Source organism: Paenibacillus sp. NN59 (assembly GCF_057597225.1).
The window spans coordinates 4,143,494-4,157,716 of the sequence record NZ_CP199678.1 but is presented as its reverse complement, the minus strand read 5'-3'; the positions used below and the strand labels follow the sequence as shown (position 1 = coordinate 4,157,716).

Here is a 14,223-nt window from a genome sequence, read left to right as displayed (position 1 = left end):
ATATAATTAATTACCATAGTCGAGTGGATGGAGGTCCTGTAGAGATGAATCAAGAATTAGAGCTTTATGATGTGACGATTATCGGAGGCGGCCCGGCAGGCATGTACTCTGCTTTTTATAGCGGTATGCGAGATATGAAAACGAAATTAATTGAGGCACGCGACAGATTGGGAGGACGGATGCTGTTTTATCCGGAAAAGATGATCTGGGATGTTGGAGGGGTAACACCCATCCTGTGTGAAGATCTGATTAAACAGTTGGAGCAGCAGGCGCGCACATTTGAACCGACACTCGTGTTTGAACAACAGATTGAAGGATTTGAACGTAAAGCGGATGGCACCATTCTGCTAACTTCTGCTACAGGTGAGCAACACTGGACACGCACTGTCATTTTGGCAATAGGATACGGAATATACAAAATGGCGAAACTGGAGCTTGAAGGGGCAGACCGCTATGAAGTATCCAATCTACATTATACGGTGCAAGAGCTCGAGCCTTTCCGCGGTAAACGAGTGTTAATCTCGGGTGGGGGAGATTCCGCTGTGGATTGGGCGAATGAGCTAGAGAGCTTGGCTCAGCAGGTAACGGTCGTACATCGACGTGATCACTTCGGAGGACTGGAGCGGAACGTGTCGCGTATGAAAGAATCCTCAGTTGACGTGCGCACACCCTACGCAATTGAGAAGTTACACAGCATAAGCGGGGATATGATTGAACAGGTAACCGTTACACATATGGAAAGCGGAGAGACGGAGATGCTTGAAGTGGATGCTGTGATTGTCAATCATGGCATGAAGAGTGATTTTGGTCCCATTCGTGATTGGGGATTAGACTTGGGTGAATGGCATGTGAGCACGACCGAAAGATTGCAAACGAACATACCTGGTGTTTTTGCCGCGGGTGATTTCGTCGATTATGGAAGCAAATTGTATCTGATCGCGGGTACATTTACAGATGCAGCTCTAGCTGTTAACAGTGCGAAGTTATATATGGATCCGGAAGCCGAAAAAGTAGCTTATGTCTCTTCTCATAACAGTCGCTTCAAAGAAAAAAACAAAGCGCTTGGTGTTGTAGAGTAGTTAATATTAAGTCGAAACAAGACTTGAACTTAAAATAACTTCGGAAATTTTTCCGAGGTTATTTTTTTGTATCATGTGCGTATGAAGTAGTTAGAATTGCACAAGATATAACAGTCTTTGAACAGGTTTTGGATTGAAGATCAGCTCTAAACCGTCTATAATCAAAATCTACAAGAGGCTTGCGCGAATAATAACAGGTTTTCACGTCTTGCATGCTAGCTTAGGGACTCAAAACCGGATTACATTTCGACAAGGGTGGAGTACAACAATGAAAAAAGGCTCATCATCCGGACAACAAAATACGACTTTCATTCAAAGATTGCTTCAACGCGTGAATATGAAACGAGTGAAATGGTCCGAGGTTTATCTTGCTACAGCCGGAGCACTGCATCATTTATTGGTCGAGGGCCGACGTAAACGTGCCGCTGTAAAAAGGCAACAGCAGGATATGCCTCTAAGTGAATTAAAATTGTTGAAGCTTGAGCCAGGGGACATCGTCTATACGCCAAGCTCGGAATCAACTTATTATGCCGGGCATATGGGCATTATTGGTCTGGACGGAAAGGTGTATCATGTGCATCCTTACGGGCCGGTTTTTGCGGATACATTGGACTGGTATCTCACTCGCTTTTATGAAGGGGATCGCTTTATTGTATTCCGTTCCAAGCTCCATCAGGTGGGTATGCGGGCAGCAGAATGGGTTCAAGAACACTACAAGCAGGTGAAGTTCTACCGCTTGCAAACGAACCTTCTAAGTGTCGAGCGAAATTATTGTTCCAAATTCATATATCAGGCTTATAAGTTTACATCCGGACTGGATCTGTGGGGACGAAAGTTCGCTAAACTGAAACAGGGGTTCATCTATCCTTTTCGCATAGAGCGTTCATCGGATCTCGACGTACTGGGCACATTTTATAAATAAAACGATGACTGAAAAAACCGATTAGGCCGCTGTTTCTCGGGTGCAGAGAATACAGGTGTCTACGGTTTTTTTTAATATGTACTGAGATTAAAACAGGAAAAACACCCGAAACGTCGAATAAAATATGAGATCGGCACGCACAACTTGGAATCGTATACATAACAGGTGGCGCGATTTTGCAGGCCAAGGAAAAAACGACGACAAGGCTAGCGCATAAGAAAGAGTGAAGCGAATATGAATTGGCTAGGTTTTTTACGGAGGTTTCGGCGGCAGCAAAACGTAGTGAAGCTATCGGACTACACTCCAAAAAAGGAAAGGAGGAACTACTGTTCCATTTGCAGGAAACCTGTGAAAAGGGTCGTGTATTATGCCGCTCCACAGGGAAATGTTACAGGTGTATGCAGTTCTTGTAAGACAATAGCAGATGAGAGAGGTATGTTTCCCATTTAATAAGAAGAAATGCGCTCAGGAAACAATATTTTTTTGATTTATGCGCGTTTTTGTAGTACATTAGCAAATGTATTCGAAGGAGGATTCTAATGTACTCAGGAAGACAAGACGATACTTTATACATCATGACCTACACCTTAAATAGCGGTATCAAGGGTACGGTTCCACTGTCTAATAAGCAGATTGTTGAATGGCTCGATTGTTATAGAAATGAGAGACGCTTCGTAACGGAGATCGGCAAAGAATTTTTTGGGTTAAATGCAGGTTTGGTCGCAGACTTTAAGGTTCAAAATCATTTATCCGATTATCAGCAGACGATCATGCCAACACAGCAGCAGGATAACCTGGAACGTCTGTCCAGTGCTTATAAATCCACCGAGCTATTGATGAAAATTGATTGTAAATGCGGCACGGCCTACGTCACAGAATCTCCTTATAAACGTACCAAATGGTATTGCACGAAATGTAAAGAGATTGTATTCCTGGATGCCAAAAAAGGAATGGTAGAAACGTCACGTGGCGACGCATATTACATGACCAACAAATATTTTGTTTCCCGTGACTAGCGGGAAGTGATTTGGAGAGCATCGCACACAGCGGTGCTTTTTTGTGCCTGTTCTGTTGCAGACAATAAAAAAAAGCCCAATTGGGCTTTGGTTCTGAGTGTATCTTAGGACGGGCATTCCACTTTATGAGGAGGAATAAAGCAGCAACGACAGCGGGGCTCATAAGCCTCCGAATCGCCGATCATGACAACTGGACCCAATGTAACAGGTTCTCCGTTGACAATTCGCTGTGTAAAGGCAGCATCCGGGCTGCCGCATACCGCGCAGAATGCAGAAAGTTTCTCAATATCATCAGCCATGGCAAGCAGGCCACCGATATATCCGAATTCTTTTCCGCGATAATCCATGTTCAGTCCATCCACAATCACATGTTTGCCACAGTAAGCTAGTTCGGAAACGAGTTCCATGATGGCGCTGCTGAAAAACTGAACTTCATCAAAGGCAACAACATCGGCATCTATGGTTTGATTCAGAATGGTCTCAACGGATTCCGGCGTTAATTGCCGGGGAATGGAATGGGCAGGAAGTCTGTAGCCGATCCGGCTTACGATCTCGTCCTGAGCGAATCGATCATCCTCGGCTGGTTTGTAGGCAACGACCTTTTTACGGCCAAATTGAATAAGTTTCTGACAACGGCGAATAAGTTCACCAGATTTTTCACTGAACATGGGTCCAGTAATTACGGTAATACGTCCAGTTTGCACGGTGCTGCTACCCCTCTCGCATACGGAATTCAAAAAAAGCGACCATTACAGATTACCACATCTTCTTTGGAAAGAGCCAGAACTAATATAAATCGGTTTGTGTTACTATATGGATGGTTACGATGTTGGTTCCGAAAGCTTGCGCCACTAGAGTTATCTGAAAAGAGGTGTTACCAATGAACGAAGCATTAACCTCACTGAAGCAACGATATGAGGAGCTGAATAAACAAGGCAAGCTGGATGAAGCTGCGCAGGCATTATTTACGGAACTACTGACAGAAGCAGAACGGCTACAAGCCAGCAATCTGACATTGCGCAGAACGATTCTGAAATCATCTTCGAAAGAGTCACGCATGTCCACTAAACTTCGAGATGCCTTGTATGAATGAAGCATCTCTAATCATGCGCAGAAAACAAAAAAGCCCGGAATCATGAAGTGCTTCCGGGTGTTTCCATCTGTTCTGACTGTTTTTTGGAGCGAAAACGTGGTCCTACATAATTGCGTTTGCGGTCGCGAAACAGAATCCAGCCGCCGAGAAAACTCATGCCTGCCGCAAAAAGCACGAGCCCACCCAAGAAGGAAAGCCACTGGAATCCGGGAGCGATCAGGTCGTTTCCGTGCTCCGCGTAATATAGAAATAAGGCATCTTTCATCATGAGGAAGCCCTTCATGGCCATTAAGCCTGGGATAACGAGTATAACAATTGCGAGAAAGCGCGCAAAGACTATTTTTGTATTCATGAGCATTATACCCTTTCTGCCAGTGTAGACATAAAATAAAGGTTACGCTTACAGGGAATCCCTGCTTATATCATAGCTTGGAATGTACAGACTGTCCATGCGAGAATGGGTTAAATTTTGAGTTGACCGCGCAAGGAGAGTACAATGATATATAGAGGGTAGGAAGTAAATTAGGTATTACAGGTCATTTTATTATTATTTATTTTCAAAAAAATGAGCATATAGAGGAGAACATAGAGATGCCAATACCATGTGATGTTGCTGTATTAGGTGGAGGAACGGGCGGATATGTTGCGGCGATCCGTGCTGCCCAGCTAGGCAAAAAGGTCGTTATTATAGAAAAGGACAAGCTAGGTGGAACTTGCCTGCATCGTGGATGTATCCCAAGCAAGGCGCTGCTAAAAAGTGCCGAGATGTACGCTGAGATTCAGGATAGCGAGAGCTACGGCATCGAGACAACAGGAACAACGCTTGTGTTCCCGAAGGTCCAGGCGCGTAAAGATGCGATTGTGGAGCAACTTCATCAGGGCGTTCAATATTTGATGAAAAAAAATAAAATCGAAGTCGTGCACGCCAAAGGACGTGTGATCGGGCCGTCGATCTTCTCACCACAGAGCGGGGCTGTAGCGGTGGAGTATGAGGACGGCGAGATGGACACGGTTGTTCCAACGAACCTGATTATTGCTACGGGCTCACGTCCACGCGTGCTACCGGGTCTTGAACCGGATGGACGATACATCATGAGCAGTGATGAAGCGCTCCGCATGGACGAATTGCCAGCTTCAATCCTCATTGTGGGCGGTGGTGTAATCGGTCTGGAATGGGCCTCTATGCTGAATGACTTTGGCGTGAGTGTTACGGTGGTTGAGACAGCGGCTCATGTGCTTCCTGCAGAAGATGAGGATATAGCAAAAGAAATGCAACGTTTACTTGGTAAACGAGGCGTGCGTTTCTTGACTGGCGCTAAGCTGATGACCGACAGTTACCACACCGATGATCAGAACGTGAACATTGACGTGCAGCTTGCGGGAGATAAGGTAGAAGCTCTGACGGCTGAAAAAATGCTGGTGTCTGTTGGGCGTCAAGCTAATGTTGAAAATATTGGACTTGAGAATACCGATATCAAAGTGGAACGAGGTTTTATTGCGGTTAACAAACACCTGCAGACTGGAGAAGGCCATATCTATGCGATTGGTGATTGTATCGGCGGGTTACAGCTTGCTCATGCCGCAAGTCACGAAGGCATCCTTGCAGTCAATCATCTTGCTGGTGAGAGCGTGCATCCGGTTGAAGCACATCGGATTCCGCGCTGCGTGTATACACGCCCGGAAGCTGCCAGCATTGGATTCACCGAGAAAGAAGCTAAGGAACGCGGATACGAGATCAAAACCGGCAAGTTCCCATTCCAGGCCATCGGCAAGTCTTTGATTCACGGAAGTCGCGATGGATTCGTGAAGGTTATTGCGGATGCCAAAACGAATGATATTTTAGGGGTACATATGATTGGCACCCATGTTACGGAATTGATCGCTGAGGCTGCATTGGCACAAATGCTGGATGCAACGCCATGGGAAGTCGGACAGACCATACATCCGCATCCTTCATTGTCGGAAATTATGGGCGAAGCGATGTTAGCCGTGGATGGAAAAGCGATTGGAATGTAAGTCAGACAACCCTGGGTGAGAAAGGTACTTTCCTTTTTTGGGCAAAAGGGATTATAATAAGGTTAAGCCAAGTCTTAGTACCAGGTTATAAGATCGGGTAGTAGGACTTGCAAAAGGCTTTGATTAAAAGGAGGTACCTCATATGAGTTCACAAGGTACTGCAGATGCGGTTCATCGACATCAACAACTGGGACTTACTGATGGAGAAGTTTTAGATATGTACAAATACATGCTGCTTGCACGCAAGTTTGACGAACGTTGCTTGCTCTTGCAGCGGGCGGGCAAAATTAACTTTCACGTATCCGGTGTAGGCCAGGAGGCAGCGCAAGTCGGGGCGGCTTTTGGTTTGGACCGTGATCATGATTACTTTTTGCCTTATTACCGGGATTACGGTTTCGTTATGGCCGTAGGTATGACACCGCGTGAGCTGATGCTGTCTGCCTTTGCCAAGGCCGAAGATCCAAACAGTGGCGGCCGGCAGATGCCAGGCCACTTTGGTCATAAGAAACTGCGTATCGTTACTGGGTCCAGCCCGGTGACTACACAAGTTCCTCATGCGGTCGGATTTGCTCTTGCTGCCAAAATGCAGAAGCAAGAGTTTGTTTCTTTTGTTACCTTTGGGGAAGGTTCAAGCAACCAGGGGGATTTTCACGAAGGCGCAAACTTTGCAGGTGTGCATAAGCTGCCTGTCATCATTATGTGTGAGAACAATCAATATGCAATTTCGGTTCCTATTCACAAACAGCTCAGCGGCAAAATCTCTGATCGTGCATTGGGGTATGGTTTCCCGGGACTTCGCGTAGATGGCAACGATGCACTCGAAGTGTACGCGGCTGTGAAGGAAGCGCGTCAGCGTGCTATCGCCGGTGAAGGTCCGACACTGATTGAAGCGATGATGTATCGTTTGTCTCCACACTCGACTTCGGATAATGATTTGGCCTACCGGACGAAGGAAGAAGTTGAGGAGAACTGGAAGAAAGACGGCGTACTTCGGATGAAAAATTATTTGATTGAATGCGGCATCTGGGACGAAGCCCGGGATGCGGATCTGGCTTCCCAGCTTGCGCTGGAAATGAAAGAAGCAACTGAATATGCAGACAATGCGCCATATCCCAAACCTGAGGACACGCTGACGCATGTCTATGCAGACAGCGAAGAAGGGGGACGGTAATCATGGCTATGATGGAATATATTGATGCAATCCGTCTCGCAATGAAAGAAGAGATGGAACGGGACGAGAATGTTTTTGTTCTTGGCGAGGACGTCGGTGTAAAAGGTGGCGTGTTCACCACAACCAAAGGGTTGCAGGATCAATTTGGCGAGATGCGTGTCATGGATACGCCACTATCTGAATCGGCGATTGCCGGTGTGGCTATCGGTGCAGCAATGTACGGCATGAAGCCGATTGCGGAAATGCAATATTCGGACTTTATGTTGCCGGCAACAAATCAGATTATTAGTGAGGCGGCCAAAATCCGCTATCGCTCCAACAATGATTGGAGCTGTCCAATTGTGATTCGAGCGCCAATCGGTGGCGGGATCTTCGGCGGCTTGTACCACTCCCAATGTCCGGAATCCATCTTCTTTGGTACACCGGGACTTAAAATCATTGCTCCTTACTCGGCGTATGACGCGAAAGGTTTGCTGAAAGCGGCTGTCCGCGACCCGGACCCGGTACTCTTTTTCGAAAATAAAAAATGTTACAAGCTGATCAAGGAAGATGTGCCTGAAGATGATTACATCGTTCCAATCGGTAAGGCCAATGTGCTTCGTGAAGGTGCCGATATTACAGTTATCGGGTACAGTCAGCCATTGCATTTTGTTATGCAGGCCGCTGAGGAGCTGGAACGGGAAGAAGGTATCACGGCACACGTACTGGATCTGCGTACGCTGCAACCTCTCGACCGTGAAGCGATTATCGATTCTGCCCGGTTGACAGGCAAGGTGCTGATCGTGCACGAAGATAACAAAACCGGTGGTGTAGGCGCAGAAGTGGCGGCGATCATCAGTGAGGAATGTCTGTTTGATCTGGACGCCCCTATTCAGCGTTTGTGCGGTCCAGATGTACCAGCTATGCCAATCAGTCCTACGCTGGAGAAATTTTATATGCTGAGCAAGGATAAAGCCAAAACAGCCATGCGTGAACTTGCAGCGTATTAATCGATAAAGATAGAAAAAAGTTTGGAGTGATAAATCAATGGCTGAACGTATGAAATGGATCGAGGTCATTATGCCGCAGCTCGCGGAATCTCTGGTCTCGGCTACCATAGCCAAATGGTTGAAAAAACCGGGTGACCGTGTGGAGCAGTACGAGCCGATCTGCGAAGTCATTACGGATAAAGTGAATGCCGAGATACCGTCTACGGTGGATGGCATTATGGGTGATCTATTGGTGGAAGAAGGAACGACCATTGCGGTGGGTGAGGCCATCTGCCGTATGCAAGTCGTTGCTACGGATGAAGATACGGCGGAACAAGTTACACCTGTCGCGAGCGAGCAGCAACAATCGCAGCAAGCTCAGGTTCAGCGTAATGCAAGTCAATCTGCAACTACGGGTACACACGCAGCTGCGTTTGATCCGAATCAGCCGATGCGCCATCGCTATTCTCCTGCGGTGCAGTCCTTGGCAGCAGAACATGGATTGAATCTGCAGCATGTTCAGGGAACAGGGGCAGGCGGCCGGATTACACGTAAAGATGTGCTTTCTTATGTTGCACAGGGCGGCCAGGCAAACACAGAATCAGCGTCCGTACAAACATCTAATGTTGGTACTCAGGCTGCACAGGCTTCATCGTCTTCTCCGTTCAGTGGAATCAGAGATACCGGTGCAACTACGTCATCGATATCTATGAACGGTGTAACTGGACAGACAGTTCCTGCATCCGATGCAGGCGTTCCTGTGCGTCATTCCGGAATCCACCTGACCGAAAGTCCGAAAATTCCACAGATTGAAGTGGAAGGCGGCGGACAAGGAAGATCAGAATATTTTATCGATGTTACCCCTGTGCGTAATGCCATAGCGCGTAACATGCGTCAAAGTGTATCTGAAATCCCTCATGCGTGGACCATGATTGAAGTGGATGTAACCAACCTCGTCATGTTGCGCAACAAATTGAAGGATGAGTTCAAACGGAAAGAGGGCATTAACCTGACCTATCTTTCGTTTATGATGAAGGGTGTCGTCAATGCGATTAAAGATTACCCGATTATGAACTCAGTATGGGCTGTTGATAAAATTATTGTGAAGCGGGATATTAACTTGTCCATGGCTGTAGGTACAGAGGATTCGGTGCTTACACCGGTCATCAAACAGGCTGACCAGCGTAATATCGCGGGTCTCGCTCGCGAGATTGATGATCTGGCTCGCAAGACCCGTGAAGGTACGCTGAAGCTGGATCATATGCAAGGCGGTACATTTACAGTGAACAATACAGGTTCATTTGGTTCGATCTTGTCCCAGCCTATTATCAACTATCCACAGGCCGCTATTCTTACCTTTGAATCCATTGTGAAGAAACCGGTGGTCATTAATGATATGATCGCGGTGCGGTCCATGGCTAACTTGTGTCTTTCTCTGGATCATCGGATTCTGGATGGGGTCATCTGTGGCCGGTTCCTGCAGCGTGTTAAGGAGAACCTGGAAGGCTACAACATGGAAACGAAAGTGTATTAAGTTTATATTATAGAAAGACGGGAAAGTGTATGTGCCTCGGGCCGTGCACTTTTCTGGCTGTCTAGAGACGAATATATCTTCATATATTAAACCATGGGCAGAAGGATGTGAGGAAACATGGGTAAACCGCTGAATGTGGCATACATACCGATGCTGGATTATGAGGCGGCATGGAATCTTCAGAAATCAATTGTGCAGCAACTGGACGAAGGCGAAGGCCCTGAACAGATGTTGCTTCTACAGCATCCACCAACCTATACCATTGGTTCACAGAACCATCCGGAGCATCTGCTTTGGAGTGAGGAAGAGTTGAAAGCACAGGGCATCTCCTTGTTTCAAATTGATCGCGGCGGTGATATTACTTATCATGGACCGGGTCAATTGGTAGGTTACCCTTTGTTAGTACTTGGTCGGGATGAGGAGCTGGATCTGCATGCTTACTTGCGTAAGCTGGAGCAGGTGATGATCGATTATCTCGCTGATCAGGGCGTTGAATCCGAGCGCAAAGAAGGATATACGGGCGTATGGATCGGTGATCTGAAGATTGCGGCCATCGGCATTAAGTTTAATCGGTGTAAGCATCGACGTGGATTTGTGACGAGTCACGGGTTTGCTTTTAACATTACCTCAGGCATTCAACATGCTGGGTTTCAGGGTATCATTCCATGCGGAATTGAACAGTATGGTGTGACTTCTTTGGAGGATATCACGGGGAATTCATACACGGTTGAGCAGGTAGCCCGGGATATTGTACCTTATTTTCAGCGTATATTCCCATATGATCTGATATGGAGTACAGAAAAAGAAGCCCTCCAGCGTCTGTAGACAGCGCGTTAGAAGAGCTTCAGATCAGGGTGACTACCCGAACAGCAACGGTTCCAGTGCGATGAAAAGAGTGGAGCCAACCATAGCTGCCAGCATGAGATAGATCACAATTTTGAACCATTTCTTATTTTGCATGAAGAGAGAACTCCTTTCAGAACTTTTGAACAAGCCATAGTACCTGTATTGTACCGTATCTACGATAGGGAGGAAAGTCTAATGATTAATGAACAGCGTGTGATTCAGCATTTTATGGATCTGGTGCAGATTGATAGCGAAACAAAAAATGAGCAGAATATATCCAAGGTGTTAAAAGAACAATTCGCGGGTCTTGGTCTTCATGTCTATGAGGACGATACAATGAACGAGACAGGGCATGGAGCGGGCAATCTGGTCGTTACACTGGAAGCTGAAGGTGTGGCAGGTGTAGAAGGTGTAGAGCCGATGCTCTTCACATGTCACATGGACACCGTAACCCCCGGACAGGGAATCAAACCGGAGCTTGGTGAGGACGGATGGATTCGCAGTGATGGCACAACAATTCTGGGAGCGGATGACAAGGCGGGCATTGCAGCTCTGTTTGAAGCCATTCGTGTTATTCAGGAGAACAACATTCCGCATGGCAAAATTCAGTTTGTGATTACGGTCGGAGAGGAGTCGGGTCTTGTCGGTGCACGAGCAATGAATCCGAAAGATATCGATGCTTCCTTTGGTTATGCGCTGGATTCTAACGGAGCGGTGGGTACGATCTGTGTGGCTGCTCCAGCAAGAGCAGAGATTGAGATGAAAATCTATGGTAAGTCGGCGCATGCCGGAGTGAATCCGGAAGATGGAATCAGTGCCATTCAGGTTGCAGCCAAAGCGATTGCGGCTATGAAGCTTGGACGCATTGACGACGAAACGACAGCGAATATTGGTAAGTTCCAAGGTGGCTCTGCACTGAACGTGGTATGTGACTTTGTTCAGATCGATGCGGAGGCTCGCAGTATTGTGCAAGAGAAAATCGAACAGCAAATTGCCCAAATGCGTGAAGCATTGGAGACGACATGTCGCAAATATGGCGCAACCGCAGAGTTCCGCAGTGAGATTAAATATCCTGCATTTGGCTTCCATGACGACCATGAGGTAGTGCAACTTGCCCAGCGTGCGATTCGAAGCCTGGGTCTGGAAACAAGCACGTTTGCTTCTGGCGGTGGCAGTGATGCGAACATTTTTAACGGGTTCGGCATTCCGACGGCGAATCTGGCTGTAGGGTATGAAGATATCCACACGACCAAAGAACGCATTCGCGCAGCAGACATTGTGAAACTGTCCCAGGTCGTTATCGCGATTGTGCAGGAAACGGCAAAAGGCAAATAAGTGATTGGGATATTTGATAGTCCATGAGATGATGTAATTGGAGCGTTGGTTGAAAAAAGAAATGAAAGTCCGAATTCGGTGCAGACCGGGTTCGGACTTTTTGAACAATGGTGAAGCTTTAGCCTTTGCGTCGCGCAAGCATGTCGCTGAGTTTGGTATCAGGGCCCCATTCACGCATCCACTGTCTAAGGATAAGCTGTACTTGTCTGGCTTGTCCGACCACATGCGCAGACTGAGGTGTGAGATAACTTTTCATTTTGGTGAATCCCCCTTGGTTCTCGCTGTACGCATTAGACTTGTACACACGATTAAATTCTTATAGGCTCACCATATGCCTGAAATCACAGTTATATACTACATCTCAGTTCAATTGAACGAGTTTTTTACACATTTAAAAGGAGCTGAAGTACACATGAAATCCAAAACATCTGCTGCATCCATCTATGCGCCTCAACCTGCGAATCCAAAGCTTGACGAAGTGACGGTATCCACCAAGCCGATCTTTGAAGGCAAAGTGATTTCACTTCAGGTAGATACAGTAAAGCTACCAAACGGACAGACGGCGACCCGAGAGATTATCAAACACCCAGGAGCGGTAGCGGTACTGGCATTGAGGGGAGATCGCATGTTGGTCGTGGATCAATATCGTCAGGCGATGGGACGTACCGAAGTGGAAATTCCTGCGGGCAAGCTTGATCCGGGTGAAGAGCCGGAGGTGGCAGCAGCGCGTGAACTGAAGGAAGAAACGGGATATGAAGCCAAGTCGCTCCGTCATCTGCGGTCTTTCTACACCTCACCAGGCTTCGCGGATGAGATCATTCACCTGTATATCGCCGAAGAGCTGGAAGCTGGAGAGATGGCTCTGGACGAAGATGAGTTTCTTGAAGTATCGGAGATCACGCTAGAGGAAGCGTACAAGCTGATGGACGAAAATCGAATCAGTGATGCCAAAACGATGATGGCTGTGTATGCCTGGGATATTTACAAAACGACAGGACGGTTTTAATCATGCAAAATCAAAAGGGAACGCTACCGCTGTGGGAGCCGTGTTATGCGGATCTGCATATCCACATCGGACGCACGTCCCGTGGTGAGGCAGTTAAAATCAGCGGCAGCCGTGACTTAACCTTTGAGAATATAGCCAGGGAGGCCTCCACTCGTAAAGGAATTCATTTGCTTGGGGTCATTGATTGCCATTCTCCGGTTGTGCAGAGGGATATTGAGGATCTGCTGGAGAACGGTACGATGTCTGAGGTTGAGGGCGGCGGTATTGCGTATCAGGACACCACCATTCTGCTCGGAACCGAAATCGAGCTTCGCGAGCCTGAGATGCGTGAGTTCCACATGCTCGCCTACTTCCGGGATCTGGGTACCATGAAGTCTTTTACAACCTGGATGGCACGTTATATGAAAAATGTAAATCTCAGCTCCCAGCGGGTATATGTACCTGCTCTTGAGATGCAAGCGGAGATCAAGGCACGCGGCGGGTTGATTGTACCCGCTCACGTGTTTACACCGCACAAGGGCATTTATGGTAGCACAGCGCCACGTATGGGAGATGTGCTGGACACGAGCCTTGTGGATGCGGTTGAACTGGGTCTAAGCTCTGATTCCTCTATGGCGAGTTACATTCGGGAACTGGATCAGGTTCCGTTTCTAACGAATTCGGATGCACATTCGCTAGGTAAAATCGGGCGGGAATACAATGAGTTACAGATTGCATCGCCTTCGTTTGACGAATTCCGTATGGCATTGCTAGGGAAAGAGGGAAGAAGGATTGCGGCCAATTATGGTTTGAATCCAAGACTCGGTAAGTATCACCGAACCTATTGTGCAGCATGTGGTAGCGTCATGGATGAAAAGGATCTGTCTGCTGAACGTTGTCCTCTTTGTGGTAGCCCCAAGCTGGTTCAAGGGGTGCTGGATCGTATTCTGGCTATTGCTGACCGTGAGCAACCGGAGCTTCCTGCTGATAGGCCACCATACTATTATCAGGTTCCGCTTGAGTTCATTCCAGGGCTTGGTAAAGCCAAGTTGCGTCAACTGCTGGATCGTTTTGGAACAGAGATGGCTGTCCTGCATCATACAGATGAAACTCAACTAGCCGAGGTCGTTGGTCCGGTGCTCGCCGAATTGATCGTAGCGGCTCGTAATGGTGGACTGACATTGTCCTCTGGCGGTGGGGGCACATATGGTAAGGTCGCAACCAAAGAGCAGACATCTCAGAAAATGTAGAACGAGCA

At 47.4% G+C, this 14,223-nt stretch carries 16 protein-coding genes; 12 read left to right on the top strand and 4 right to left on the bottom strand.

The annotated features are described in order from the left end of the window. Positions 1-44 precede the first annotated feature (44 nt). The 3 genes from ACT89M_RS18310 to ACT89M_RS18300 all read left to right on the top strand — a co-directional run bounded on the left by ACT89M_RS18310 (position 45) and on the right by ACT89M_RS18300 (position 3,017). A complete protein-coding gene (locus tag ACT89M_RS18310; protein ID WP_154888464.1) occupies positions 45-1,079 on the top strand; it encodes an NAD(P)/FAD-dependent oxidoreductase in 1,035 nt (344 codons plus the stop codon). A 268-nt stretch (positions 1,080-1,347) separates the two neighbouring features. Further along, positions 1,348-2,001, top strand: a complete 654-nt coding sequence (locus tag ACT89M_RS18305; RefSeq protein WP_154888467.1) for a hypothetical protein — start codon at positions 1,348-1,350, stop codon at positions 1,999-2,001. 539 nt (positions 2,002-2,540) lie between these two features. Beyond that, on the top strand, positions 2,541-3,017 hold the full coding sequence (locus ACT89M_RS18300) for a hypothetical protein (protein ID WP_090922478.1): 477 nt from the start codon (positions 2,541-2,543) through the stop codon (positions 3,015-3,017). A gap of 104 nt (positions 3,018-3,121) precedes the next feature. On the opposite strand, the gene ACT89M_RS18295 is transcribed toward ACT89M_RS18300, so the two are convergent. Continuing rightward, positions 3,122-3,721, bottom strand: a complete 600-nt coding sequence (locus ACT89M_RS18295; protein ID WP_090922476.1) for a thymidine kinase — start codon at positions 3,719-3,721, stop codon at positions 3,122-3,124. Positions 3,722-3,897: 176 nt separating this feature from the next. Between ACT89M_RS18295 and ACT89M_RS18290 the strand changes: the two genes are divergently transcribed. Beyond that, positions 3,898-4,110: a hypothetical protein gene (locus tag ACT89M_RS18290; protein ID WP_154888469.1), complete on the top strand. Its 213-nt coding sequence runs from the start codon at positions 3,898-3,900 to the stop codon at positions 4,108-4,110. A gap of 40 nt (positions 4,111-4,150) precedes the next feature. Here the strand turns inward: ACT89M_RS18290 and ACT89M_RS18285 are convergent, their stop codons facing one another. Next, positions 4,151-4,468 (bottom strand): DUF2627 domain-containing protein, encoded by a 318-nt coding sequence (locus ACT89M_RS18285; protein WP_090922472.1) that lies wholly within the window; start codon positions 4,466-4,468, stop codon positions 4,151-4,153. A 233-nt stretch (positions 4,469-4,701) separates the two neighbouring features. On the opposite strand from ACT89M_RS18285, the gene lpdA reads away from it, so the two are divergent. The 5 genes from lpdA to lipB all read left to right on the top strand — a co-directional run bounded on the left by lpdA (position 4,702) and on the right by lipB (position 10,624). Continuing rightward, positions 4,702-6,126 (top strand): dihydrolipoyl dehydrogenase, encoded by a 1,425-nt coding sequence (lpdA, locus tag ACT89M_RS18280; protein WP_154888471.1) that lies wholly within the window; start codon positions 4,702-4,704, stop codon positions 6,124-6,126. A gap of 142 nt (positions 6,127-6,268) precedes the next feature. Next, the gene (locus tag ACT89M_RS18275; RefSeq protein ID WP_154888473.1) at positions 6,269-7,297 is read left to right on the top strand and encodes a thiamine pyrophosphate-dependent dehydrogenase E1 component subunit alpha; all 1,029 of its coding nucleotides are present in this window, start codon (positions 6,269-6,271) and stop codon (positions 7,295-7,297) included. Positions 7,298-7,299: 2 nt separating this feature from the next. Next, the gene (locus tag ACT89M_RS18270) at positions 7,300-8,286 is read left to right on the top strand and encodes an alpha-ketoacid dehydrogenase subunit beta (protein ID WP_090922464.1); all 987 of its coding nucleotides are present in this window, start codon (positions 7,300-7,302) and stop codon (positions 8,284-8,286) included. A 37-nt stretch (positions 8,287-8,323) separates the two neighbouring features. Next, positions 8,324-9,799, top strand: coding sequence for a dihydrolipoamide acetyltransferase family protein (locus ACT89M_RS18265; protein ID WP_154888475.1), 1,476 nt, complete (start codon positions 8,324-8,326; stop codon positions 9,797-9,799). 117 nt (positions 9,800-9,916) lie between these two features. After that, complete coding sequence (gene lipB, locus ACT89M_RS18260; protein ID WP_154888478.1) at positions 9,917-10,624, top strand: lipoyl(octanoyl) transferase LipB; 708 nt, start codon at positions 9,917-9,919, stop codon at positions 10,622-10,624. 33 nt (positions 10,625-10,657) lie between these two features. Here lipB and prli42 read toward each other — a convergent pair whose 3' ends face one another. Continuing rightward, the gene (prli42, locus tag ACT89M_RS18255) at positions 10,658-10,759 is read right to left on the bottom strand and encodes a stressosome-associated protein Prli42 (RefSeq protein WP_090922458.1); all 102 of its coding nucleotides are present in this window, start codon (positions 10,757-10,759) and stop codon (positions 10,658-10,660) included. 81 nt (positions 10,760-10,840) lie between these two features. Between prli42 and ACT89M_RS18250 the strand changes: the two genes are divergently transcribed. Next, complete coding sequence (locus tag ACT89M_RS18250) at positions 10,841-11,980, top strand: M20/M25/M40 family metallo-hydrolase (protein ID WP_090922456.1); 1,140 nt, start codon at positions 10,841-10,843, stop codon at positions 11,978-11,980. A gap of 118 nt (positions 11,981-12,098) precedes the next feature. On the opposite strand, the gene ACT89M_RS18245 is transcribed toward ACT89M_RS18250, so the two are convergent. After that, positions 12,099-12,236 (bottom strand): Z-ring formation inhibitor MciZ, encoded by a 138-nt coding sequence (locus ACT89M_RS18245; protein ID WP_154888482.1) that lies wholly within the window; start codon positions 12,234-12,236, stop codon positions 12,099-12,101. Positions 12,237-12,392: 156 nt separating this feature from the next. Between ACT89M_RS18245 and ACT89M_RS18240 the strand changes: the two genes are divergently transcribed. Both ACT89M_RS18240 and ACT89M_RS18235 read left to right on the top strand, forming a co-directional pair. Beyond that, positions 12,393-12,986: an NUDIX domain-containing protein gene (locus ACT89M_RS18240; RefSeq protein ID WP_090922453.1), complete on the top strand. Its 594-nt coding sequence runs from the start codon at positions 12,393-12,395 to the stop codon at positions 12,984-12,986. A 2-nt stretch (positions 12,987-12,988) separates the two neighbouring features. Next, positions 12,989-14,215: an endonuclease Q family protein gene (locus tag ACT89M_RS18235; protein WP_154983694.1), complete on the top strand. Its 1,227-nt coding sequence runs from the start codon at positions 12,989-12,991 to the stop codon at positions 14,213-14,215. The last annotated feature ends 8 nt before the right edge of the window (positions 14,216-14,223 follow it).